At 43.3% G+C, this 23,637-nt stretch carries 19 protein-coding genes; 6 read left to right on the top strand and 13 right to left on the bottom strand.

Annotated elements, in window-relative coordinates; translation table 11 throughout:
- Window positions 1-406 precede the first annotated feature (406 nt).
- Window positions 407-1,741, top strand: coding sequence for an MFS transporter (locus tag NYR25_00940; GenBank protein UWF34006.1), 1,335 nt, complete (start codon window positions 407-409; stop codon window positions 1,739-1,741).
- Window positions 1,742-1,809: 68 nt separating this feature from the next.
- Here NYR25_00940 and tyrS read toward each other — a convergent pair whose 3' ends face one another.
- The 6 genes from tyrS to NYR25_00910 all read right to left on the bottom strand — a co-directional run bounded on the left by tyrS (window position 1,810) and on the right by NYR25_00910 (window position 9,524).
- Entirely contained in the window at window positions 1,810-3,063 is a 1,254-nt protein-coding gene (gene tyrS, locus NYR25_00935) for a tyrosine--tRNA ligase (protein UWF34005.1), read from the bottom strand.
- Between the two features lie 303 nt (window positions 3,064-3,366).
- On the bottom strand, window positions 3,367-4,767 hold the full coding sequence (gene pepV / locus NYR25_00930) for a dipeptidase PepV (GenBank protein ID UWF34004.1): 1,401 nt from the start codon (window positions 4,765-4,767) through the stop codon (window positions 3,367-3,369).
- 388 nt (window positions 4,768-5,155) lie between these two features.
- The gene (locus NYR25_00925; GenBank protein ID UWF34003.1) at window positions 5,156-5,794 is read right to left on the bottom strand and encodes an SDR family oxidoreductase; all 639 of its coding nucleotides are present in this window, start codon (window positions 5,792-5,794) and stop codon (window positions 5,156-5,158) included.
- Between the two features lie 109 nt (window positions 5,795-5,903).
- On the bottom strand, window positions 5,904-6,371 hold the full coding sequence (locus NYR25_00920) for a hypothetical protein (GenBank protein ID UWF34002.1): 468 nt from the start codon (window positions 6,369-6,371) through the stop codon (window positions 5,904-5,906).
- 229 nt (window positions 6,372-6,600) lie between these two features.
- A complete protein-coding gene (gene celB / locus NYR25_00915) occupies window positions 6,601-7,908 on the bottom strand; it encodes a PTS cellobiose transporter subunit IIC (protein ID UWF34001.1) in 1,308 nt (435 codons plus the stop codon).
- Between the two features lie 497 nt (window positions 7,909-8,405).
- Complete coding sequence (locus NYR25_00910; protein ID UWF34000.1) at window positions 8,406-9,524, bottom strand: MupG family TIM beta-alpha barrel fold protein; 1,119 nt, start codon at window positions 9,522-9,524, stop codon at window positions 8,406-8,408.
- 154 nt (window positions 9,525-9,678) lie between these two features.
- Between NYR25_00910 and NYR25_00905 the strand changes: the two genes are divergently transcribed.
- Together NYR25_00905 and thiD are read left to right on the top strand one after the other, a co-directional pair.
- On the top strand, window positions 9,679-10,731 hold the full coding sequence (locus tag NYR25_00905; GenBank protein UWF33999.1) for a DUF2974 domain-containing protein: 1,053 nt from the start codon (window positions 9,679-9,681) through the stop codon (window positions 10,729-10,731).
- Window positions 10,732-10,872: 141 nt separating this feature from the next.
- Window positions 10,873-11,682, top strand: coding sequence for a bifunctional hydroxymethylpyrimidine kinase/phosphomethylpyrimidine kinase (gene thiD / locus NYR25_00900; protein UWF33998.1), 810 nt, complete (start codon window positions 10,873-10,875; stop codon window positions 11,680-11,682).
- Between the two features lie 67 nt (window positions 11,683-11,749).
- Here thiD and NYR25_00895 read toward each other — a convergent pair whose 3' ends face one another.
- Window positions 11,750-12,550: a hypothetical protein gene (locus NYR25_00895; protein UWF33997.1), complete on the bottom strand. Its 801-nt coding sequence runs from the start codon at window positions 12,548-12,550 to the stop codon at window positions 11,750-11,752.
- A 163-nt stretch (window positions 12,551-12,713) separates the two neighbouring features.
- Between NYR25_00895 and NYR25_00890 the strand changes: the two genes are divergently transcribed.
- Complete coding sequence (locus NYR25_00890; protein ID UWF33996.1) at window positions 12,714-13,319, top strand: nitroreductase family protein; 606 nt, start codon at window positions 12,714-12,716, stop codon at window positions 13,317-13,319.
- 188 nt (window positions 13,320-13,507) lie between these two features.
- On the opposite strand, the gene NYR25_00885 is transcribed toward NYR25_00890, so the two are convergent.
- The 5 genes from NYR25_00885 to NYR25_00865 all read right to left on the bottom strand — a co-directional run bounded on the left by NYR25_00885 (window position 13,508) and on the right by NYR25_00865 (window position 19,679).
- Window positions 13,508-15,004 carry a glycosyltransferase gene (locus NYR25_00885; protein ID UWF33995.1) on the bottom strand — a complete coding sequence of 499 codons (1,497 nt, stop codon included), beginning with the start codon at window positions 15,002-15,004 and terminating at the stop codon, window positions 13,508-13,510.
- Window positions 15,004-16,602: a glycosyltransferase gene (locus NYR25_00880; GenBank protein UWF33994.1), complete on the bottom strand. Its 1,599-nt coding sequence runs from the start codon at window positions 16,600-16,602 to the stop codon at window positions 15,004-15,006. The genes NYR25_00885 and NYR25_00880 overlap by 1 nt, the downstream gene beginning before the upstream one ends.
- Before the next feature lie 351 nt (window positions 16,603-16,953).
- Entirely contained in the window at window positions 16,954-17,928 is a 975-nt protein-coding gene (locus tag NYR25_00875) for a DMT family transporter (protein UWF33993.1), read from the bottom strand.
- A 166-nt stretch (window positions 17,929-18,094) separates the two neighbouring features.
- Complete coding sequence (gene rpsN / locus NYR25_00870; GenBank protein ID UWF34699.1) at window positions 18,095-18,313, bottom strand: 30S ribosomal protein S14; 219 nt, start codon at window positions 18,311-18,313, stop codon at window positions 18,095-18,097.
- A 208-nt stretch (window positions 18,314-18,521) separates the two neighbouring features.
- Window positions 18,522-19,679, bottom strand: a complete 1,158-nt coding sequence (locus tag NYR25_00865; protein ID UWF33992.1) for a glycerate kinase — start codon at window positions 19,677-19,679, stop codon at window positions 18,522-18,524.
- Between the two features lie 500 nt (window positions 19,680-20,179).
- On the opposite strand from NYR25_00865, the gene NYR25_00860 reads away from it, so the two are divergent.
- The gene (locus NYR25_00860) at window positions 20,180-21,100 is read left to right on the top strand and encodes an L-lactate dehydrogenase (protein UWF33991.1); all 921 of its coding nucleotides are present in this window, start codon (window positions 20,180-20,182) and stop codon (window positions 21,098-21,100) included.
- A 195-nt stretch (window positions 21,101-21,295) separates the two neighbouring features.
- Here NYR25_00860 and NYR25_00855 read toward each other — a convergent pair whose 3' ends face one another.
- The gene (locus NYR25_00855) at window positions 21,296-21,601 is read right to left on the bottom strand and encodes a hypothetical protein (protein ID UWF33990.1); all 306 of its coding nucleotides are present in this window, start codon (window positions 21,599-21,601) and stop codon (window positions 21,296-21,298) included.
- A 174-nt stretch (window positions 21,602-21,775) separates the two neighbouring features.
- Between NYR25_00855 and NYR25_00850 the strand changes: the two genes are divergently transcribed.
- A complete protein-coding gene (locus NYR25_00850) occupies window positions 21,776-23,440 on the top strand; it encodes a glycosyltransferase family 8 protein (GenBank protein UWF33989.1) in 1,665 nt (554 codons plus the stop codon).
- Window positions 23,441-23,637: the final 197 nt, after the last annotated feature.

The raw sequence follows: 23,637 nt of genomic DNA, 5'->3' as shown, positions 1-23,637 counted from the left end.
TTTGTTCTCACTAAATCATATTGATTTGCGAGTCCTCACACGATCGTTTGTCAAAATTTTGTTCAGTTTTCAAAGATCTACCATCGTTGAGCTAACAACGTTTAAGTCGTTTAACACAACTTTTTAAGTATATCGTGATGAGCAATTAATGTCAAGGATTAATTTCAATTAATTTGAAGAATCAATGACGTTGTTCCTCGCGACAACAGAAATATACTATACACTCATCTTCGGCACCCGTCAACACTTTTGTGACATTTATTTTAATTTTTGTTCAAAAAGTTGTATTTACCTGTAATAAATTTTAAATGTGCTTCCTTATCCCTTAATAAACCACCTTTACAGCCGTTCATTCATGTTGTACTTTAGAACTGTTATAAACAAAACAAAGGAAGCGACTTATTTTATGACTTCATTATCTAAGAAAGCTTACCGGTGGTTCGTTGCCACCTTATTACTTGGGACGTTTACCATGTCGATAAGCCAATCATCCCTTTCAACTGCTTACCCCACCTTCATGCATTACTTTAACTTACCGGCTAGCACGGTCGCCTGGCTCACTACCGGCTTCATGTTAATCATGTCGGTGGTGATGCCCCTATCACCGTGGATGCTGAACAACCTCAATTTCAAGCGAATGTACATCAGTCTGTTGCTAATCTTCATTATCGGAACCTTCATCATTATTTTTGCGCCAAATTTCGCCTTAATGATGGTCGGTCGGCTAATGGAAGGTTTCTCCGTTGGGGTGCTATTTCCCACGTACCAGTCGGTAATTTTACAGATCACTCCCGAAGGACAACGGGGAGCTACCATGGGAACCGTTGGCCTAGTAATGGGTTCAGCCCTCGCAGTGGGTCCGATTCTTTCTGGAGTAATTCTACAAATCTTTAATTGGCAATCAATTTTTATCTTCTTCAACTGCCTGTTAATTCTGGTTACCCTACTAGCGTTCAAAACCATCGTTAGCCCTGTGCAGCAAAGTCATTCCGAATTAGACTTTGTTTCGGTACTACTTTCTTTGGGAATTATCGGCTTGCTATATTTTATCAACGAAATTAATCAACAAGGCTGGAACCTTGCACTCACCATCATTTTAGTAGTCTCGTTAGGAATGTTAACCTGGTTCGTTATTCGCCAGTTCCACTTAACTAACCCGCTGCTTCACCTAGAAATTATGCGCATTAAAAATTTCGACCTTGGGGTTTTGCTAACGGCACTTGCATACATGTCGTTAATTACCGTCACCATCATCATGCCGCTTTATTTCCAACAAGTTTTACACCTTTCGCCATTTTGGTCGGGGCTCGCATTAGTTCCTGCCGCCGCCCTTTTATCCTGGCTTAACCGGCAAAGTGGTAAATTAGCTGACCGGATCGGCTTTAAACCCGTCATGATCATCGGAATCGGCATCTTCATCGCGGGTTGGTCGTTAATGATTCTCAACGTCTTTTTAGAAAGCTTGGTAATCGCCATTCTGGCTACCATGGTGGTGGAAGCCGGAAACGCCTTTGTAATGATGCCCGCCACGACGCTCGGTGCCAACTCGTTACCTGATAATTTGATTCCGCACGGTTCGTCCATCATTGCCACCGTTCGCCAGGTCCTGGGTTCAACGGCCGTGGTAATTGCCACCGTCATTTTAGGTACCGACAATTTCTTGGGCGTTTTTAGTTGTTTTCTACTATTAGAAATCTGCGCCCTCTTCCTAGCCTTTAAAATCAAAGACGTTCACAAGTAATGTCTTACCTAACAAAAAAGGTTCGCAACAACCTAACTTGGTTTGTTGCGAACCCTTTTTATTGCTAATTATTTTACCCGTGCTAAGAAATACTTCTTCTTACCGCGCCGAACGATCACGAATTTGCCGTCAAAATGACTAGCTGGATCAATTTCGGCATCCACATCCGTAACCTTTTCTCCATTAATTCGGATGGCACCGTTCTTAATATCTTCCCGAGCTTGCCGCCGAGATGGTTCAATTTTCGTGGTGTCGACCAACCACAAAACAATGTTTTCCTTCTTGTTTTCAACTTCCACACTTGGCATGTTCTTGAAACCTTGTTCGATTTCGCTTGCGGTGAGGTCCTTCACATCCCCAGAGAAGAGGGCTGCTGAAATATGTTGTGCTTCTTCAACCGCAGCCTTACCGTGGACGAATTCCGTAACTTCCTCTGCCAAACGCCGTTGTGCTTCGCGTTTTTCAGGAGCTGTTTTAACCGTTTCTGCTAACCGCTCGATTTCTTCGTGGCTAAGGAAAGTAAAGTACTTCAAGAACTTAACCACGTCACGGTCGTCTTGGTTTAACCAGAATTGATAGAATTCGTAAGGGGTCGTCTTTTCAGGATCAAGCCAAACGTTGCCGCCTTCTGACTTACCAAATTTCGTTCCGTCCGCCTTTAGCAATAGCGGAATTGTCAAACCGTAAACCTTGGCATCCTGACCTTCCATCCGGTGGATCAAATCAGTACCAGCCGTGATGTTTCCCCATTGGTCACCACCACCAATTTGCAATTGCACGTCTTCGTGTTTGTACAAATGCAAGAAATCGACCGATTGCAAAATTTGGTACGTGAATTCGGTAAAGGAAATTCCGACTTCTAGACGACTAGCCACGATATCCTTAGCTAACATTGTATTAACGTTGAATAATTTTCCGTAGTCGCGCAAGAAATCCAGCAAGGACATTTTTGAAAGCCAGTCGTAGTTATTCACGATTCGGAAGTTATCCGTACCAAAGAATTTAACCAATTGCTTCTTCAAGGCTTCTTCATTGTGGTGAACTTGCTCCATGGATTGGAGAACCCGTTCGGATTTCTTACCTGACGGATCCCCAATTGAACCCGTTCCGCCACCGATTAAGATTACCGGTTTGTGTCCGGCTTGTTGGAATCGTTTCAAAACCATGAACGGAATCAAGTGACCGATGTGCATACTGTCCCCAGTTGGGTCAATTCCTGCGTATAAGCCAATTGATTTTTCTTCAGTTAATTTCTTAAGACCTTCTTCGTCGGTTTGCTGATTGATCGCGCCCCGCCAATCTAATTCGTCAATAATGTTCATCAGTTAGTACCCTCCATTCTGTTATTAATCATCAATGGAATAAAAAACGTCCCTAATCAACTGATCAGGGACGAAAAATTCCGCGTTACCACCTTGAATTGAGTTATTACACTCCGCTCAACATCGATAACGAGATGATCCGTTCTTTTAAGCAGAAAGCTCCATAGTGTAATTCACCGAATGGGTCAGTCTGGTTTGCAGCATCCACCAGATTTCTAATTGCTGAACCCATCCCGCTACTAGGCTACTTCATTGCTTCAATATCGCTGTTAATTTTACGGATAATTCAAACTAGTGTCAACCTTATTTAGCCAATTCATAAATTGCGTGAGCGTAGATTGCGGCCGCGTTGACAATGTCTTCAATTGCCATGTATTCGTTAGCTTGGTGCATAACGTTTTCCCGACCAGGGAACTGCGCCCCGAAGGCAACCCCGCGCTCTAAAATCCGGCCGTAGGTTCCCCCGCCAATTACCATTTCTTGTCCTGCTTCTCCGGTGTGTTCCGTGTAAATTTGAAGCAAGGTCTTTACCAACGGATCGTCGGCAGGAACGTAATGTGGTTCTTGTGCGTGACCATGTAAAGCAACTTTAGCCTCGAAATCAGCCAACGCTGCCGTCGCGTTCTTAATGATTTCATCCGTAGAGATGGATTGTGGGTAACGAATATTGATAATTACCGTACCAGCTTGTCCCGCTTGGTAATCAAACAAGTCTGGTGAAACCGTCAAATCACCCATTTGAGGGTCCACGGTATTAATCTTCAATTGGTGTCCTCGTGAATCTAGGTGCATTTTTTCCGCAATTAATTTGAGGTAATCGTTAGCTACTTTACGGTTTAAGAAGTCGGCTAAGAAAGTTGCCGCATTCAAGCCGGCTTTTGGTTCCAAAGCGTGTGCAGACTTACCTACTAAGTCAAAGGTGATTTGTTGACCGTCAACACTCATCGCCCCGGTAAGGCCGTTTTCACTTAGGTAGTCTTGGTATTCAGCTTGCCAAGCCGCTTCGTCCACGTCTGCCTTCGCTAAGACAACTGCCTTAGCTTCACGAGGAATCATGTTGTCCTTGATTCCGCCCTTGAAAGATTGTAATTCAAAATCGCCAGTTGCTGATTGTGCGGGAACTTCAACTTCGAAAGAAGCAATTCCCTTTTCTCCGTTAATAATTGGGAATTCGGCATCTGGTGAAAAACCGAAGTCGGGTGTTTGTTCAGTTGCCAAATAGCGGTCCATTCCGTACCAGTCGGACTCTTCATCAGTTCCTAAAATCAAACGCACCTTCTTAGAAACTGGCAACTTAAGGTCCTTAATGATTTGTAACCCTAGGTAAGCAGCCAAAACGGGGCCCTTATCATCGCTAACTCCCCGAGCATAAATCCGGCCATCTTTGACCACTGGCGCAAACGGATCGGTGTCCCAACCTTCACCAGCGGGAACTTCGTCAAGGTGTCCTAAAATACCTAAAATTTCTTTGCCGTCGCCATATTCGACGTGACCTGCCACATTTTCAACGTTTTTGGTTGTAAATCCGTCTGCTTCGGCGAATTCTAACATCTTCAAAAGGGCTGCCTTAGGTCCCGGACCAAGTGGTGCATCCTTTTCGGCATGTTCTACATCGCGAGAACTGTCAATTTTCAACAATTCCATTAGACGTTCTAACATTTGATCTTTACGTTGCTCAACTTCTGCTTTCCAATCAATATTCATGGGCTAATACCACCTTTATATTTTTCATCAAAACTTGTCGTAACTATAGTATGAATTATACAGAATAACGTTCATCCGAGGCAAGAATTCCGCGAAACTTACTAATTAGTTAACCCGAGATTTTTCCACTCATGAATGCCGGTTGGAGAGCTCCCAACTGACAAAATCGGATTCCTAAAAATTACTGAACAGCATTTAGGCTGTTGTCTTTACCCAACGAAATAACACTAATTCAAAAATTCGGTTGCGCCACTTAACCTAAAATCGGCAACCATGCCAGTTAAAGCATAATTGCCGATTTTTCATTAACATTCACCAACTATCCGACCCTTATTTTTCTCGCTTCATTTCGAGTGCTTCCGGTCGGTCAGGGTAACTAACTTAAGTACTAATACCAACTTGGTTTGTCACCATCGGTATTAGGTTTATTGACCCCGATAGAATGCTTAATTTCCGTATTGTTTTGAATTAAATCAACTACTACGTGTGCGATACTCTTCCGTGAAACTTCCGTTCCCTTGAAGTCTTCGCCCTTTTGAGTAAATTCGTATTCAATTTCATCGTGGTTAGTCAACCATGCTGGCCGAACCACCGTATAATCTAGGTCACTAGCTTCGATAACGTCCGCAGCTGACCGGTAACGTGTGAGGTAGCTACCTAGCGTGGAGTTATTCCATTCCCCAAACTTGCCCGGTACTTCGTCATAAATTCCTAGCGTAGAAATCCAAACGAGGCGCTTAACGCCGGTCGCGTCCATTGCTTCAACGACTGCCTTGGCTTGATCGGCGATGTTATTGCCTGCAAGGTTAGCGTAAACCGCGTCAACTCCTTGCATGGCGTCCTTTAATTGGTCAACGTTAGTCGCATCCCCGTCAATTACCGTTTCCCGGTCAGGGTTAGATGGAGTGAGCCGCTTAGCATTCCGTAAGAAAAGCTTCAGCTCATCGTCGGTCTCTTCCATAAATTCCTTTTCTGCTAATTGAGCAATTTGCCCGTGTGCTCCTAAAACTAATACTTTTTTTGTCATTTTTATCAACCTCCACTATCGATTTTAACCGCTTACAAAAAATCAGCAAGTATTAACACTTTTCGGTATAGGGTGCAAACCTTCAGCATTATATACATTTTATAGTGTTCTAGTGAAAGGCTACAAAGACTTGCCAAATGGAGATGACGGTACAAATCAGTATTACCAACAGGTCCCCGATGATGGTTTCCATTTCCATCAATGCAAACCGGTTTACGTCTCCATCTACGTGATCAGCACGCCGCCGGGATTTAATCGCAATCCAGCAGCCGTATGCGCCCAGTAGGCAAGCAAACGGCACCAAAAATAACGCATTTTTGTTAATCATCCCACCATCAGCCTTTAACGTAGCTGGAACTTCGTTTTGTAGCATTGGCGCTGTGAGAATCACAATCAACAGTGGGATAAAGGGCAACCAGCGCAACCAGTTGAATCGGTTTAACGCTGCATTTTGCATCCATCCGGGCAAGTCTTTAATCATTAGCCGAGGCTTACGCGCGTTGGCAATCACTTTCTGAGCATTTTGGGCGCGTTGCGTTCGTTGCTCAGAAGTCATTTTTTGCTTATGTTTACTCATTAAAATCAATCTCCCATCCCTAAATGAGGCGCTTTATCGCCTTCTTCACCATCATAAACCATTACATAATTTCATGCAGGCGGTTTCTAATTTACGAACTAACCAGCACCCTCATTACGTTAGTTAGCTTGGTTATTCGTAATAACATTTTTTGACCAGCCTTTGACATTGCCGTTTCTTATCAAAAAAATGCGACTAAACTTTACTCGTTTAGCCACATTTTTATTTTCTAAGCGTTCATTTCTGCGCGTTTTGCTTCTTCTTGTTGAAGAGCTTGACGGTCAGCAATCTTGAAGAATGGGTAGTAAACTAGTCCACCAATTGCTAGGTTAACTAATTGAATTACCGCACCCGAAATCTTACCAGTTGCCAAGTAACCAGAAATCAGTGGCGGAGTGGTCCATGGAACCGCAATTCCAAGTGGCTTAGCAACCAACCCGAACTTCATTGCGTAGTAAGTGGTTACTACCGAAATCAATGGAACAATAACGAACGGAATCGCCATTACCGGATTCAATACCATTGGAACCCCGAAGATAATTGGTTCGTTAATGTTAAACAAGCCCGGAATCGCAGTTAGCTTACCAATGGCCCGGAAGTTTTCTGACTTTGCCAAGAACATCAGCATAAAGGCCAATGCTAAGGTTTCACCAGCACCACCGAAGTGAATGAAGTTATCCACGAATTGTTGGGTAACGATGTTTGGCAATGCTTTGTGCGCCTTCGCAGCGTCAGCATTTTCCGCCATCTTACCTAACCAAACCGGCGCCATGATCCCACCAACTACGTTAGAACCATGAATACCGAATAGCCATAGGAAGACAACGAAGAATTCAGCAACTAGCATCCCGAAGATTGATCCCCCAACCGCGTTCAATGGTTGCGAAACGATTACCGTGATTACGTTTGGAATCGTCTTAAAGTCGGTAAAGCTAACCAAAAGCCGTAATAGCCACATTCCTAAAATAATTACAAATCCAGGAATCAATGATGAAAAGGCGTGACCTACAGCAGGTGGGACCGTGTCTGGCATCTTAAATTGCCAATCCTTATGAATCATCCAAACGAAGGCGTCGGTTACGAACAGTCCAATCAGCAAGGCTTCAAATAAGCCCATTGAACCTAATTGAGTTAGCGGAACCCAAACCGCTCCCGCCTTGTCGACATTTAATGGAATCGTTAACATAAATGCCGCTAAGGAAACCATACTTGCCGAAATGGCGTCAATTCCATCGTAGGACTTCGCCAATTCAAACGAAATCCCGATTACCGCTACCATCCCGATAATACTAAACGTTGCGTTGGTAGCCCAGCCGACCGTATCTTGCCAACCGGCACCAAACAAACTCGTCATCATGTTTAAATAAGCTGGAATTGGGAATTGACTAATAATCATGAACACTGACCCAATAATAATCAGTGGCATAACTAGCGCGAACCCATCCCGCAGTGCTACCAAGTGACGAGAAGATGCTACTTTACTTGCCAAAGGCATCAGCTTTTCAGCAAATGCATTGGTTTTATTGTTGTCACCCATTACAACAACCTCCTTATAAATAAATTTGCCGGCATCCCAATAATCAAACGTACAAAATAAGTGATATACCCTTGTAATACCGGCCAAAGCGTTGAAATCGCTTTCACAATTTTATCTTAACATTTGTACCTACAAATTAAAACCAATATGCACAAATATGTAATTTGTTTTTTTAGTAACCTTTCCGAGTCAAATAATTTGTCAAAATTAGTTAAGTACGGTAGCCGGCCCATTTTTGGGGTAAATGCCTATTTCAGAAGTAGTGTAGGGCATTAACTTAACTATCCGTACCGCAATGGGACTTGTGGGTCCCTCTGCTACCCAGTCGAAACGGGCTCTGAAACCCAACTCTCTCCGGTTAACCAAAAATAGACCTAGTCGCTTAAACCGCGACTAGGCCCTACGCTTCTTTGCCATTCAGTCAAAACGGGCTATTAGCCCCAGTTTCTTCCGGTTAACTAAAACTTAACCCGCGATGAGAACCCTGGGTCCCTCTGCTATCCAGTCGAAACGGGCTCTGAAACCCAACTCTCTCCGGTTAACCAAAAATCACTCCATGGCTGCAACGTTTCTAACAGCATCATATCGGTTGCTGCCACGTGGCCCACCACGTTCACTCGGCCGTTATTCTCCAAGTCTTGCAACGCAATTTGGGTTTCCGCCTTATATTGTGCGTATTCGTTATTCATCACCAGCACGTCACCCTTGTGAATTGGAACCGTGTGGCGCGCCGGAACATCCGCATCCTTATACCAAACTCGCGTCATGGTGCTTCGTAATACGTAATCGGAATGGTCTCCCCGATACGTGTGTTGACTGTCGAAAATAATTTGGCGTTCGGTGTCAGTCATGTCGGCATCCGCAACCACCCGCATGGTTGGTTGCGAAGTGTTGAAGGCCATCGCCGCTTCCTTGAGATCCGCCTCGCTTACTCCAGCATTCGAAATCAAAATGTCGTCAATCAAGCCTAACATCTTCATATGCATAATTTGGGTGAACAACGATTGTCCACGATGCATTTCCAATGAGACCATCCCTTCTTGTAAAGGCCAAGGACCTACGGAACCAGAAGGTGCGTTAACAAAGGCCGCCGTATTAATATTGTGCCGCCGGTATTGTTGGGAAGTTTGCTTGAAGTAATCCAATCCTAACCCGGTGTACCGTTGTGGATAAAAGTTATGCGACCCAATTAAATTTTGCCGGTCGGGCGCGTAATCCATAATTTGGTCAATATAATGGGTTCCCCGACTCATGTTAACTTCCACCTTCAAGCCGTACGGGTTATGCGTCATCCGTGCTTCTTCCATCCCTGTGAAACCTTCGTCTAAGCGCACTGCCCACGCGCCGATATCATGGAAAAATTTGAGGTTATCGTACGACACGCCCAGTTGTTTAAATAGTTTCGGATTCATGTCGACCATGGTATCCATCCCCAGTGACTTCCCGTATTCAATTAAGTCTTTGAAACGGGCCACCACCTGATCTTGATCCCCCTTAATTTGCAAGAACGACGTAAAAATTCGCTGAAAACCATATTTGCTTGCTAATTTAATGTACGCTTTGGTTTCCTCAATCCCCATTTGGTCGGGATAAATCGAAATACCTAGTCTACCCATTATTTTTCCTCCTTATTTACACTGGTCTAAACCAATGTTGTATTCGCTTTCAGTATATCATAGATAGCTGCTTGACGTGAAAGCACCGTTTGACTGAAAAACTGGTCGCGTGCTACCCTTTTTCATATAGATAAAGAGATCGGGGCAAATCCAAATGACCAAACTAACTAATTTTCTAAGCGAGTATCAACGTCCAATCCACGACCCACTCGAATTAGACCTAGCCTTATTCAGTCGACTTGTAGAATTACCGTTAACCATGGCAACTAGTGAATTAGCGCTGCCAGCAAAGTTGCCAGATTTTTGCGCTACGCTCCTTGCCCAGATTCAAGCCAAGGATTACCTAACCCTGCCGGCCGACCGGCAACTATTGGAACAAATTGCCCACAGCAACCGTTATCAGAAGGTTACTCTAGAAGAACTCAGTCCGGATGATGAAAATTTTTTAGCAATCACTTTCGGGATTACCAAAACTTTAAAAGTTATTGCCTTTCGGGGACCTAACGGAACGTTGCTTAGTTGGCAAAAAGACTTGCACTTTGCATTAACCGATCCAACAACTTTGCAGACCGCCGCCCAATCGTACTTACAACGGAGTCTACAGACTGACGATCGGCAAATTATTTGCGTGGGATTTTCCCGAGGTGCCGCGATTGCTGCTCTAGCATGTCATCATCTAACGGCTCCGGCTGCCCAGCGTATTCAGCAAGTTTTCCTGTTTGAAAGTCCCGGATTACCCCTAGGAAATTACCGATTCGAAGTACCCATTGTCGAGTTAGTAGCTCCCCTCTCGGTATTTTCTCTCGTAGGGATGCACCCTTTTCCCCAACGTACCATTGAGAGCTTAAATGCCGGAATTTGGCAACACGACCTTACTTCCTGGGTTGCCGACCGAGCCGGAAATTTTGCGGGCACCGTGGGGATTGCTGCTCCTGAGGGTTTGGATCAATCGCCCTTTTTTAAACAACTATCCCCTAACATTACCGAAGAAGACGCTAACCAAATCGTGGACGTTTTGTTCGCGGTATTTCGGCAAGCTAACTATCCATCGATTCCAGAACTAATCAAGCACTGGAATCAGTTTACCGGTTTAGTCCACCAACAGGTTCAAAACGAAAATTCGGTCATTCAACTTTCGATTAACCGAATCCAACAAATTATTTTCCAAAATGCTGCCACTAATTTACAAACGGCATCACGTCGTTAACTTTTTTAAATTTTTTTAGGAGGTTCCCTCGTTCAGCGTTGAGTTGATGGGAAACTCCTTTTTTTCTTCCCCCAACTTACTGATCTACCAATTTTTAAATATGTTATCCTTAAGCTAAGTAAAGAATAAGGAGTGAGTTTAATGTCAAATGAATTTCCACAAGCTTTAACAATCGCCGGTTCTGATTCCGATGGTAGCGCAGGAATGGAGGCTGATTTAAACACCTTCCAACGTCGCCAAGTCCACGGAATGTGCGTGATGACCGCTTGCGTTGCCGGGAACTCTTACGGTATTCAAGCTAGCCATCCGCTTCCAACTGATTTTGTTGACCAAGAATTCCAATCACTGGCGGACGACTTCAAAATCCGGGCTAGTAAGACCGGTATGTTAGCTGACGCACCAATGATTGAAATCGTTGTCAAAAACTATCAAAAATTTGACTTTGGACCCCTAGTTTTGGATCCGGTCATCATCACTAAACACGGCGCCCTACTATTAGAAGAAGACGCATTTGAAACTTTGAAAGCGAAGCTGATTCCGTTAGCCACCGTGATTACCCCTAATTTTTATGAGGCTATCAAGCTAACTGGTATTGACATCCAAAACGATGCCGATATGGAACGGGCTGCTAAAATGTTACAAGACATGGGTGCTAAAAACGTGGTTCTTAAAGGTTCCCACAAACCAGGTGCCCAAAGTGAAGTACGCGACTTTGTTCTTCTAGAAGACGGGGAAAGCTTCTGGATGAGCGCACCATACGTCGAAACCGACCGCGTTAACGGAACCGGTGACGTACTTTCGGCTTGCATTACCGCCGAAATTGCTAAAGGAACTGACATTGCCACTGCCATCCGAATTGGTAAACGATTCGTTACTGCTGCAATTAGCAATTCCATTGCCGTGGGCCATAAGTACGGTCCGGTAAACCACTTAGCTCCTTTTGAAGACTAGGTGGGCATTTTAAAAAAGCATACAAAAAAGTTGGGGCAAAAATTTACTTTCAACCCCAACTTTTTTATTATTCTGCACTTTCGGTCGCGTCTTCCGTGGTTGCTTCAACCGTGTCAGTACCCGTCGTTGCGTTAGTATTTGACTGATCAGTTTGATTGCCATTCGTGTCGCTAGAACTAGCTGCCGAATTAGTGCTCCCGCCGCCAGTGCTTGGGTGGTAATGTCCGCCACCACCGTGATAAGTTGGGTAGCTATAGCTCGGAGCACTGTAACTTGGAGCTACGTAGCCTCCCGTGGAATTACCCCCGGTGGTTGTGTCCGCAGAATTATCCGCGCTAGCCGCATCGGCTCCCGCGGTGATATCAACTTCTGCGCTACTATCGTCTGCTGATGAAGATTGCTCATCAACTGACGAAGATTCTGCAGCTGACGAAGAGGATTCTGCAGCACTGCTCTGGTTTTGTTCCCACTTGTGGAACGCAGCCGAATCGTTATACACCTTGAATTTTTGCGTTTCACTTGCTTGGTGATGTTTGGCCGTAGCCGTAATCATAAACTCGGCCGACTTAGTATGTTCACCCAAATGCGCGTTAAAAACTAATTTACCGTCCGCGTCAGCCGTCAAATTAGCAACTTTTTTGGTTTTAGTATTGGTGATTTTAACTTTAGCCTTCGGGTTGGTTTTAATCGTAATTAAAACGTTTCCCAAATTATTAGTCTCTTTTTTCTTAGTAACCACTTGCAACTTAGTCGGTGATTGGGTGGTTTTTTCTGAAGAAACCGTCCCACTCGATGCCGCTTTCTTGCCGCAAGCTCCCAAGGTGACTACCATGGTTAAAGCGGCCATCACCGTGATAATTTTTTTCATCTTCCATCCTCCGCCACATCGTTTATTAACCATATTATTACAATTGATTGGCAATCGGTCAATTTATTTTCTAAAAAACTTGCAATCCCCTCAACTTTTATATATACTAAATTCACTTACTAAAAGTAAGCCAGACAATATAGTTACAGAAGGGATGTCCAATATGTCAAATTCATTTTTAGAAAACTTAAAAAAACGTCGTTCAATTTATGCACTCGGTAAAAATGTAAAACTCAGTGAAGATGAGATTACCGAAATCATTGAAGAAGCAATCCGCCAGTCTCCAAGTGCTTTTAATAGCCAATCAATTCGCGCGGTTATCCTTTACGGTAAGGCCCACGACGAACTTTGGGACGGCATTTTAAATATTTTGCATGGTGAAGTTCCTAATGAAGAAGCTTTCCAAGCTACTAAGGCAAAGGTTGAAGGTGCCTTCAAGGCTGGACTCGGGACCGTCCTTTTCTACACGGACGAAGACGTCATCGCTAACTTAAAGAAGAACTTCCCACTATACAAAGATGCATTTGACATGTTTGGTGAACACGGAATGGGAATTGCCAACGTAGACGTTTGGACTGCGTTAGCTAACGAAGGCATTGGTGCTTCCCTCCAACACTACAACCCAATTGCTGACAAATTCATCGCGGAAAAATTTGATATTCCAGCTAACTGGACTTTGAAGGCACAAATGCCATTCGGTTCAATCGAACAACCAGCCGGTGATAAGGAATTTATGCCTGACGACGAACGTTTCCGCGTAATCAAATAGTTATTCCTTTTAAGAAAAAGAGCAGCTGGAAAAACTTAAAAATCCTTTTGGGATTTTGACTTTAATAAAGCCAAAACGTGCGTCAAAAGTTAGTTCATTCCGCTCAATCCAAAAATCGACCATTATGCCTGAATTGGCAATGGTCGATTTTTTATTAGTGTTCATAAGCTTTCCGACTTCTAGTCCACTTATCCTAAAATATTTTTCCACTGTTGGTAGACTTTCTTCGCCTGATAAGCCTGAGCAGTTTGCTGGGCACCTTCACCTAATTTTTGCCATAGCTGAGGGTCCTGTAAAATTTGTTTTACTCGACGAGCCATCTGCGCTTGGTCGCCATTTGTCACCACAAAACCGTTAACGTTATTTTGCACCAGCTTTTCAATGCCGTAGTCGGTATAGTACGCAACCACCGGAACTCCGTGAGCCATGGCTTCTACAACGCTAATCCCCCCCGCTTCGTCAAAAGACGTGTTGATTAGTACTTGCGCGTGATTATAAAAATCGTTCATTTCCGAATCCGTTAGGTAATCGCCAAAAATGACGTGTTCAGCAATTCCCATGTGTTGGGCCATCTGTTTTAGCCGACCTAATAACTGATGATCATTGGTGTAACCTCGATACTCTAACGTGACTTCTGGCAACTGATCAAACAGGCGTAAAAAGGCGGCCAAAGCTTCGTCGGGGCGCCGGTCACTTTCCAAACGCCCACTAAAAATTATCCGTCCTGGGGTCCGCTTCTTCTGGGAAACGTTCTCCGCTAAAGTTCTTTCATCAATCACCGTATCAGCCGCCACGTGAACTGGGGTTTGGGGAAATTGTTCTCGAATAACCGCCTGTTGTTGGGCAGTAGGCACAATAATGCCATCGATTTCTCCTGGCTCTGCTTGAAATGCGGGCGTGTAGGCCGCGTAAATATTACCATGGCGGTCCACATGTGTGCCGTGAAAGGCTAGCCAGCGAGACTTAGCGTTTTCAACTTGCATAACCATCAAATCCACGTCCCGATGATCAGCAACCATGACTGCTTCTTGGTCCTGCTCAGCAATTTCATTCAAGAAAAATAAAAACAAATCCTCCTGCGAATCAAACCGGTAGTCTTTTCCGTGATAATCAATTAACTTCCACATGGTGGGCTGTAACTGTTCCGCAACGTTCATATAAACATTTTCTAAAACCACTTCTCCTGCTGGATTTAAAAAACGTCGCGCTCCTAAGCTGCCATCGGGATGAAAATAATCCGTCGACGACTTAAACCCGCGCCAATCGTAATTATCCCGAGAAACTAAGTTGTCAAAGCGGTCGTAGTATTCAACATCCCCCACTAAACCGACCGTTCCTGGCAGAATGTTGATTCGTGCCAGCTGACGACCCGCGTGATCAACCGTATAATAATCGGGGCCGTGATCAACTAGTTGATATTCGTCAAACGGCAATTGTTTAAATTTACGTACTGGCACCGGTACGGTCGGAATTTGCGTAGTTCCTTGGAAGTAATCATACATATTTAGTACTTGTCCACTGTCCAACCCCACGCGTTGGGCATCCCGTAGCCAAAAGCGGTTATAATCCATCGTCACGTAATGTGCGGGATCGTTTTGTTGGTTAAAAAGCCGGGTTCGTTGGGCTTGGGAGTGTTCAGTTCCCGAATTGAACGTATAAATTCCTCGACTAACAAAATACTTCATTATTCAAAATCCTCCCGAAATTCTGGCATTGCTTGAAGCTTAGCCGGCCAGTTTGTTTGCGCGTCGTCTAGTAGGGCTTGCCACGCTTGCCAAACCTGTTTTTCTGAATAACGTTCGGCCGAGGTGTACGCCCCGGTAGAGTAGCGTTGTGCTAATTGTTGGTCCTTTAAAACCTTAATGATGGCCTGGGCCATTGCTTCATAATCACCGTAAGGCACCACGTTCCCATTCACATCGTTTTCTACGATTTCGTTTGGTCCATAATTAACGTCGTACGTAAAGGAAATCAAACCGTGTGCAATTCCTTCCATCACGGCTAAGTTAAAGCCTTCCATCCGGGAAGTCAGCCCAAACATCATCGCTTGATTTTCAACTTCATCAACCGCGGTAGTGTAGCCCTTAAAACTGACTACCTTTTCTAAATGATTTTGTTGAACAACTTCTTCCACCTTACGTTTTGCTTCATAATTATTGGCAGGGTCTGCGTAACCGTAAAGGTCCAGGGTCACCTCCGGGATGGTTTGATGAACAATGGCGATGGCCCGCACTAAATCATCGAGGTGCTTTTCCCACGCAATTCGGGCAAAAGCCACCATTTTTCCAAACTGTCGCTTGGCAACCGGAATTCGTGGCGCTTTGCGCAATCGTTCTGGCACGATTCCCACCGGAATGGTAAATAACCGGGCGTGCGGTTGGAAACGTTGACGGACGTCCGCAGTTTGCTTTTGGGTGGCGCTAATAAAAGCATCGTACCGATCCATTGACCGCAACGCAAATTCATAATGCTGGTTTAACGTGGAATCCATTGGTGCTTGTGCATCACTAGCATGCGAGTTGTGCAAATGAATCACTCGATAAGCCGGCTTTTTCATGTTTAAAAAGGCCCAGTCGGCGAGGTGATTACGATCCAAAATAAAAATATTAGGCTGTTTGGTCGACCAAAACTCGTCATTCAAATCGTCTAGAAAATGCTTAGTGAAGGTTTCAATCGTATCGAATTGGTAAACTTTCCCGTGACGGTCCGTTAATTTCCAACCTGATGGCTTAAGTTCACCAGCCCGATTCTGCTTGGTAAAAGCTTCGATAACCGTTTTACCTTCCGGAGTCATCCATTCTTCGTTTTCAATTTGGTTATCCGGCGTATACCATTGCGAAAGCGAGACAAAGCCCCGGTAATCATAGTTATCCACCCGATAAAGATTGCCAACCCCATCAAAAAGTTCCGTAGAAACTACCCGCTCCTCGTCGCCCGCTACATTAATCCGGGCAACCAGTTCCTGAGCAGGCGTCACCGCTAAATACCGTTGATTTTCCGGTTCATATTGAAGTTCCACATCCGCGACCCCAAAGTCTAAATCAGTGGCATGAATAATCCGGCGTTTCACTTGTAAAGCTTGTTGGTAGTAGTCAAACATGTTGATCAACTGCTGGTCGTCAATCCCCACTGCTTGCGTAAGTCGGTGTGTATCCGCACTCCAGTCACGTAAAACTAGCCGACAATCTACCTTCATCTTATTAAACAGCTCAATTCGCTTTAACTCCGCATGTTCAATTCCTGATTTCTGCTCCGGCATTTGTGCATTAATAAAAAAAATCATTGATATTTACGCTTTTCCTTCCTTAATTGCGATTACTTATCTATGTATTATAGTACATACGCTAAATTAAAGTGTGAACGACCTCTAAAGTTTCTCTAAATCATCCCTACGTTTTATGGGAAATAAAAAGCGGAGCTAAATTCGCTCCGCTTGGTTGTTTTAAATATTTTTTGAATAGTAGGTGAGGGAAATAGTTTAACCGCTGACGGGCAGCTAAACCACTGAGTCTAAATCAGCTCCAGCCACCAATTTTTACGGTTAACCTGATTACGCAGTCAATCGTTAAATCGCGTTTAATTACATAATCTTGTTAACTCTCGAAAATAACCCGGTGACTTCCACTTTCTATTATTATTTGCTCATTCTCATAGCAATCTTTTCTCCCACTAAGGTGACTACCGAACCTATCAGGATAATTATAATTCCCACGATGGTATTTAAATGAATTGGGTCTCCCAAAATTAATAACGATAAAATTGGTGCCAAGGCCGGCTTAATGAAAAAGATTAGCGAAGCAATCGGCACGCCAGCTTCGCCCATTACTACAAAGTATAGACCAAATCCGACTCCCGTTACCAAGAAACTTATGTAAGCTAGCAATAAGATATTTGAAAGGGTAATCCCCTGGAAGAATGGGATGTCGCTAAAACCTTCCAGTCCACTAAACGCCTTGCTAACTGCTGGTATGTGGGTAATCGCCATAAAAATTGCCAATTCAATTGCCCCCGCAATGAAAGAAAAACAAGTCATGGTCATTCCGCCAAATCCCAACTTGTTCGAACTAAGTCGGGTTAAAATCCCGTAAATCGCAAACGTAATCGAACTCAACAAGCCCAACGTAATTCCTAAAGGATTGGTCAAGTTAAACGGATTGATGATTACTAACAACCCGGCCAAAGTTAAAATTACGGCTAACGTGTTGGTTCGTGACATTTTTTCCTTCAATAAAACTAGGCCAATTAACATCCCGAACGCGGGGTTAGCACTTAGCAAAATTGCAATTGTGGCTGGTAACGATAACTGAATGGCCAATTGGTATAACGTCATGCTGACTAATACACATGAAAATCCAGTCATCGAAAATGCGGCAATGTCCCGCCCTTTCAAACGGTGTCCTTGTTTTTTCAACGTTTTCATTGTGAAGGGTAATAGTAGCAATCCGCCAAATAAGAAACGGATAAAGTTTAATTGAATCGGATTAAACGTCCCTCCAGCAACCTTCAGCGCAATCTCCATTGAACTAAACAAAAAAGTAGAAATGACGACATAAAGCAAGGTCCTTAACTTCACTAAAAAAACTTCTTTCTCTAATATGATTATGTACATATACCATCTTACCACTTTATTTTCAGGAGATTTTCAAATAAAAGTCTCCCCTAGTTGAAAACTACAGCCTGCGTTTACCTTTATACAAAAATTTCTGACCGTACAAAAAAACGCAGGCAATCATGCCTACGCTAATTCTAATTAACATCTGTATAAAAATATCTTTTTACCAAGAAGCCTTCTTCACGCCCGGAATTTGGCCTTCGTGAGCTAACCTTCTAAAATTCAACCGGGACAACTGAAATTTACGCATGTAAGCATGTGGTCGACCGTCCAGCGCGTCACGACGATGAATTCGAGTTGGTGAAGCGTTGCGCGGTAACTTACTAAGCCCTTGGTAATCTTTTTGAGCCTTTAATTGTTTGCGTAATGCGGCATAGCGCATTACCGTTGCTTCAATCTTCTTTTCTTTTGCAATTTTCGATTTTTTTGCCAAATGAGCACTCCCTTACTAAAAATAATTGTGCGCCCAGTATACTGCTTTACTTACTAAAAGTAAATCGTTTTGCCTCTTCACGTTATCGCAACCGCTTACATTTAAATCAAACCTAAGCTAGGTCTGTTTTTCAACAACTTCCAGCTTAAACTTCAAATTATTTTTCAGCCCGGGCAATGTTCATTAACCGGATTATATTACGCGTAACAATTTTAATGTTTACGGTAGCATACCGGGTTTCCATTGACCGTCTCAACGAACTAGGTCTTCTTTGAATGGAGAAGACGGCTACTTTTTCGTTAGGATAATGCCGCATCGAATTATCTACTTGACCGCAAATTGCTACGGCTGGCACGGACATCTTAGTGGCTAGATCCAGAATTTGGTTTACCACGTGCGGGGTTTGGGGATGATGCGAAATTTTTCCAGTACCACTAATAAACAAGTCGGCATCTTCTAGCTTTTGCGGCAAGCCAACCAAGTTAGCAATTATGTCACCAGTGGGAACTATCTGACCACCCAAGACTGCTAACGCACCGCCGATTCCACCATCTACGCCTAAACCAGGTACGTCTCTTAAATCTAAATCTAATTCTTTGATAACCGTCATGAAAAAGCCATCCATCCGTTTATCAAACACTTCAATTTGTTTTTGAGTACCGCCCTTATCCATTCCCCAAGTACGTTGGGCTCCACGATATCCAGCGTAGGTACGGTCTGTATTAGTAGCCACCATAATTTCCACATGGTTGAATTGTTGGACTACACTTTCTAAATTACGAACTTCCTGGAAGTTAGTTGCTAGCAAGTTCTTATCCCGTCCAATTAAATGGCCATCTTCGTCATAAAAATTAACGCCTAAAGCTTGAAGTAAACCTAGACCACCGTCGCTGACCCCCGAGTCTCCCGTAAGAATCAGAATCCGTTTTGCCCCGCGTCCTAGCGCGTCACGGATTTGGGTTCCCAAGCCAAAACTCGTGGCCCGAATAAAGGAACCTGGCGACGGCAAAATCCGATGTTTACCAGTCGTGCTAGCGGTTGCAATAATGGCTAGCGGTGCTTTTTTATAATTAGTGATTAAGTACGGCGCATCAACCGGGCGGCCCATCAAATCCGTAGTTTTAAAAGGGATTTCTTCCATTTCACGTCCCCATTTTTTTAAAACTTCTAAGCCGTCTAATCCCCCATCGGAAATTCCAGCGGTCACCACTTCAACTTCAGGGTTAATTTTTAAGATACTTTCGCGAACTGCTTCGTTAACTTCTTCACTACTTAAGCAGTCTTTGAAAGCATCTGATGCAATTACAACTTTCATCTTTTCACCTCTCGAATCAAATGTTAGGTATGTACCTTTTAAATCATTGACAATCTTATCATCTTATCATCTTAAAAACAGCTACTTTATATTACTTTTAAAATGAAATTTGGGGAGCTGTTCTACGCACCAATTAATAAAGCACTAAACCATGCCCGCCAGCTTACTTAAAACCGAAATAAATCCGTATTAGTTTTCCTAAAACTAATCAACCAAGAAAACGATCTCAAACTTGTTTACAGGCAATGAAACGGCTTTCTACTGGTCATTCTAACATGTTGTCTATCATCTGCGTATCAATTAACCATAAAATGTGAAAAAATTTGGAATTTATTCACATTGTGCCCTTTTATTTAAACCCAGCTTTTCACGAATTATAAGGAAGTAAAATAAAACAACTCTGGGTCCCTTTCACCTTTGAAAGCGAAATCAAGCTAGTCAAAATACGCTAGTAGCTTTTTTTAACATCGTAGCTTAAAATGGCAATGGAGGTGGTAACAGTGACAAGAAAAATTGGAATTATCGGAATGGGACACGTCGGTCAAGCCGTCGCCCAACAAATAATCACTAACGGATACACAGATGATTTAGTATTGATTGACCAAAACGAAGCCAAAGTCGGTGCAGACGCTTTAGATTTTGAAGACGCCATGGCCAACCTGACTTACCATACCAATATTGTCGTTAATGACTACGCCGCATTAAAGGATGCGGATATTATCATTTCAGCTCTTGGCAAAATTTCACTCAGCGACAACCCGAACGTTGACCGTTTTGCGGAATTACCACATAACCGGCAACAAGTTCGCAAAGTTGCGGAAAAGATTAAGGAAACTGGTTTTGACGGAATTATTATCGCCATCACTAACCCAGTAGACGTAATTACCTCGCTATACCAAGAAGTTACTGGTTTACCAAAGGAACACGTAATTGGGACTGGTACGTTGCTAGACTCAGCTCGGATGCAGCGGGCGGTTGCTAAAGGACTCAACATCGATCCTCGCTCCGTATCCGGATATAACCTTGGAGAACACGGCAACTCCCAATTCACCGCATGGTCAACGGTTCGTGTTTTCGACCGGCCCATCAAAGAAATTGCTGGCGATCGCGGTTTAGACTTACATGAAATTAACGAAGAAGCTCGAATTGGTGCTGGTGATGTAATGAAGGGTAAACATTACACAAATTACGGCGTGGCGGCTGCAGCAGTGCGGTTGGCTAACGTGGTCTTAAACGATGCACGCGAAGTTTTACCTGTGTCTAACTTCCGCGAAGAATACGGCACTTACCTATCTTACCCAGCCGTGATTGGTCGTAACGGGATTGTTGAACAGCTGCAATTGCAATTGACCGATGAAGAACTTTACAAGTTACGCAAATCTGCACACTTTATTATGCAAAAGATTGCCGAAGCGGATTAATTATTAACTTAAAAACACAAAAATTTGAGACCAAGCCCTTAAGTGGCTGGTCTCATTTTTTATTTGTTTTACTATGACGAATAATTATTCATTACAGAAAAGGTTGGAAATTTTTCTAACCTTTTTATTTTTTAATAAAACGATTAGCTAAAATTTATACATCTTTTGCGATTTTTGCGTCAATAATTAACCCGTTTAAACGTAACTACGGGTCATGTTTTGCAAGAGTGCAAAAATATCCGTAATTTTAATTGTCTCATCACAACGAACTTCAACTTGGTTTCCTAGATCGCGAATTTCAAATTTAATCCACTGGTCGCCAATGTTAGCTTTACCATTTTGCGCCTTTAATACGGAAATAATCAAATCATCCCCGCCATCTAAGAAGCCAAGCACGGCGTTTTCTCCCCGTAATACGTTTGTGACTTTTAGTGTTAACCCAGGAGTTTCCACTTCACTATTTCCCAACCTAATTCTTTCAATCGGCACTATTACACTCATTTGCGTGACCTCCTATCATTCAAACAACTAACAATCTCGTTACTTGTCCTGAATTATACAGACGGAGAATAGCGTTTGCAAATATTTTGATTTCCTTATCAAAACTATTGCATATTACTTTACTTAATTTTGAATAAATTTATATAATGGGCACACAAATCAAAAAAGGGGTGGATGAATTTGAAAAAAATTAATATCTTATTGGCAGCGGACCGTAATTACGCTGACCAACTATGCATTACCATTAAAACTGCTTTAGAAACCTTAAATTCAGCAACCCGGGCCCATTTCATTGTTTTAACCAACAACCTTGGTGACCAAACCCGGGCACTGTTAGACAAATTGATGCATAATTTTCATACCATTGAGTATTTAAATCTTGACGACGAACGTTTTGATTTTTGCCCAACGAACCAACACATCAATAAAACCGCATATTTTCGAATCATCGCCCCTAAGCTACTAGCTTCGCGGCAGATTGATCGATTAATTTACTTAGACGTTGACGTTTTGATCCGGAAGGACTTAACCGAACTTGCCGAAAGTAATTTAAATGGAAATACCGTGGGTGCGGTTATTGATACGGGACAGGCTTTTGCATTGCATCGCCTAGGTGTCGATCCCGTGGTTGCCGCAAGTAATCTATATTTCAATTCCGGAATCATGGTGATCGATGTTGCCCGGTGGAACGCCCATCGAATCACAGAAAAAACTTTGGCTTTTATTAGAAATCATGCCGACCGAATTATTTTCCACGACCAAGACGCGCTTAACGCCGTGTTAGCTGGTGAAGTTCAATTTCTTCATCCAAAATGGAATTTACAAAACTCGATTATTTTCAGAAAACATCGGCCAATCAACCAGGGCTACGCTGAACTAATCGACGAAGCCATTAAGGAACCTAGCATTGTTCATTTCACTACTCATGAAAAACCGTGGAAGGACCTCACCGTCCATCCTTATTTAGATGAGTATCACGAAGAACTTGGTGAATTGGAAATGCATCGTGGAGTGATTAACGTTATCTCAGCGGCAAACTCGGCCTTTATTCAACCGCTTGCCACCTCTTATATTTCGATTTTAGAAAATGATCCGGAACACCAATACAATTTCTTCTTGTTACCCGATCACCTGACTGATCGCGACATGATGTTATTGGGAAGCATCATTGCCCGGTATGACAACGCGACGATTAAAATTGTGGAAGTTAACGAAGAATTGTTAGCTAACGCAGTAGAAAGTGACCGGATTGTTAAAACGGCTTACTACCGCATCTTAGCTCCGGCACTGTTGCCATCCATCAACCGGGCAATCTACCTCGACTGCGACATCATTGCCAACACAAGTTTGCATGAATTATGGCAAACCAACTTAGAGGGCAACGTAATTGCTGCCGTAGAGGATGCTGGATTCCACGACCGGTTGGAAAAAATGGGAATCACTAAGGAAAATGAAAAGTACTTTAATTCGGGAATGATGTTAATTGACCTCGTCCGTTGGCGGGCGAAGTCAACCACCCAAAAAGTGTTAGATTACATCAACCAAAACCCCGAAAAATTACGTTTCCACGATCAGGACGCGTTGAACGCCAACCTTTACAACGATTGGCTACACTTGCATCCCCAATGGAACGCCCAGTCCAACATTGTAATGGAAACCATTTTTCCACCGCGGACCGAATTGTTGGAACCTTACGCAGAAACACGTGAAGATCCTAAGTTAATTCATTTCTGTGGACACGTAAAGCCTTGGCACGAGGATTGTGAACATCCTTACGCCGAGGTGTACCTGAAGTATCACGAAATGGTTAGCAACCAAGGTGTGAAGGTTCGCGGATAAGCTCAGTCAGGTTGGTTACCAACTTAACCACTAGCTTTTTCAAAACTTATTTTATTGCTAACCATTTAAAGTACCTTAAAAGTGGTAATCCTCCCTAATCCAATTATCCACTAAAAAATAGGGGCTAGAGATAAAAATCTCTGGTCCCTATTTGGTGCGTTAATGTTGAATTTTAAGTTTACCCATTCCGAACTCAG

It is taken from the genome of Pediococcus acidilactici (assembly GCA_024970065.1).
GTDB lineage: Bacteria > Bacillota > Bacilli > Lactobacillales > Lactobacillaceae > Pediococcus > Pediococcus acidilactici_A.
This window is presented reverse-complemented; position numbering and strand designations above follow the sequence as displayed.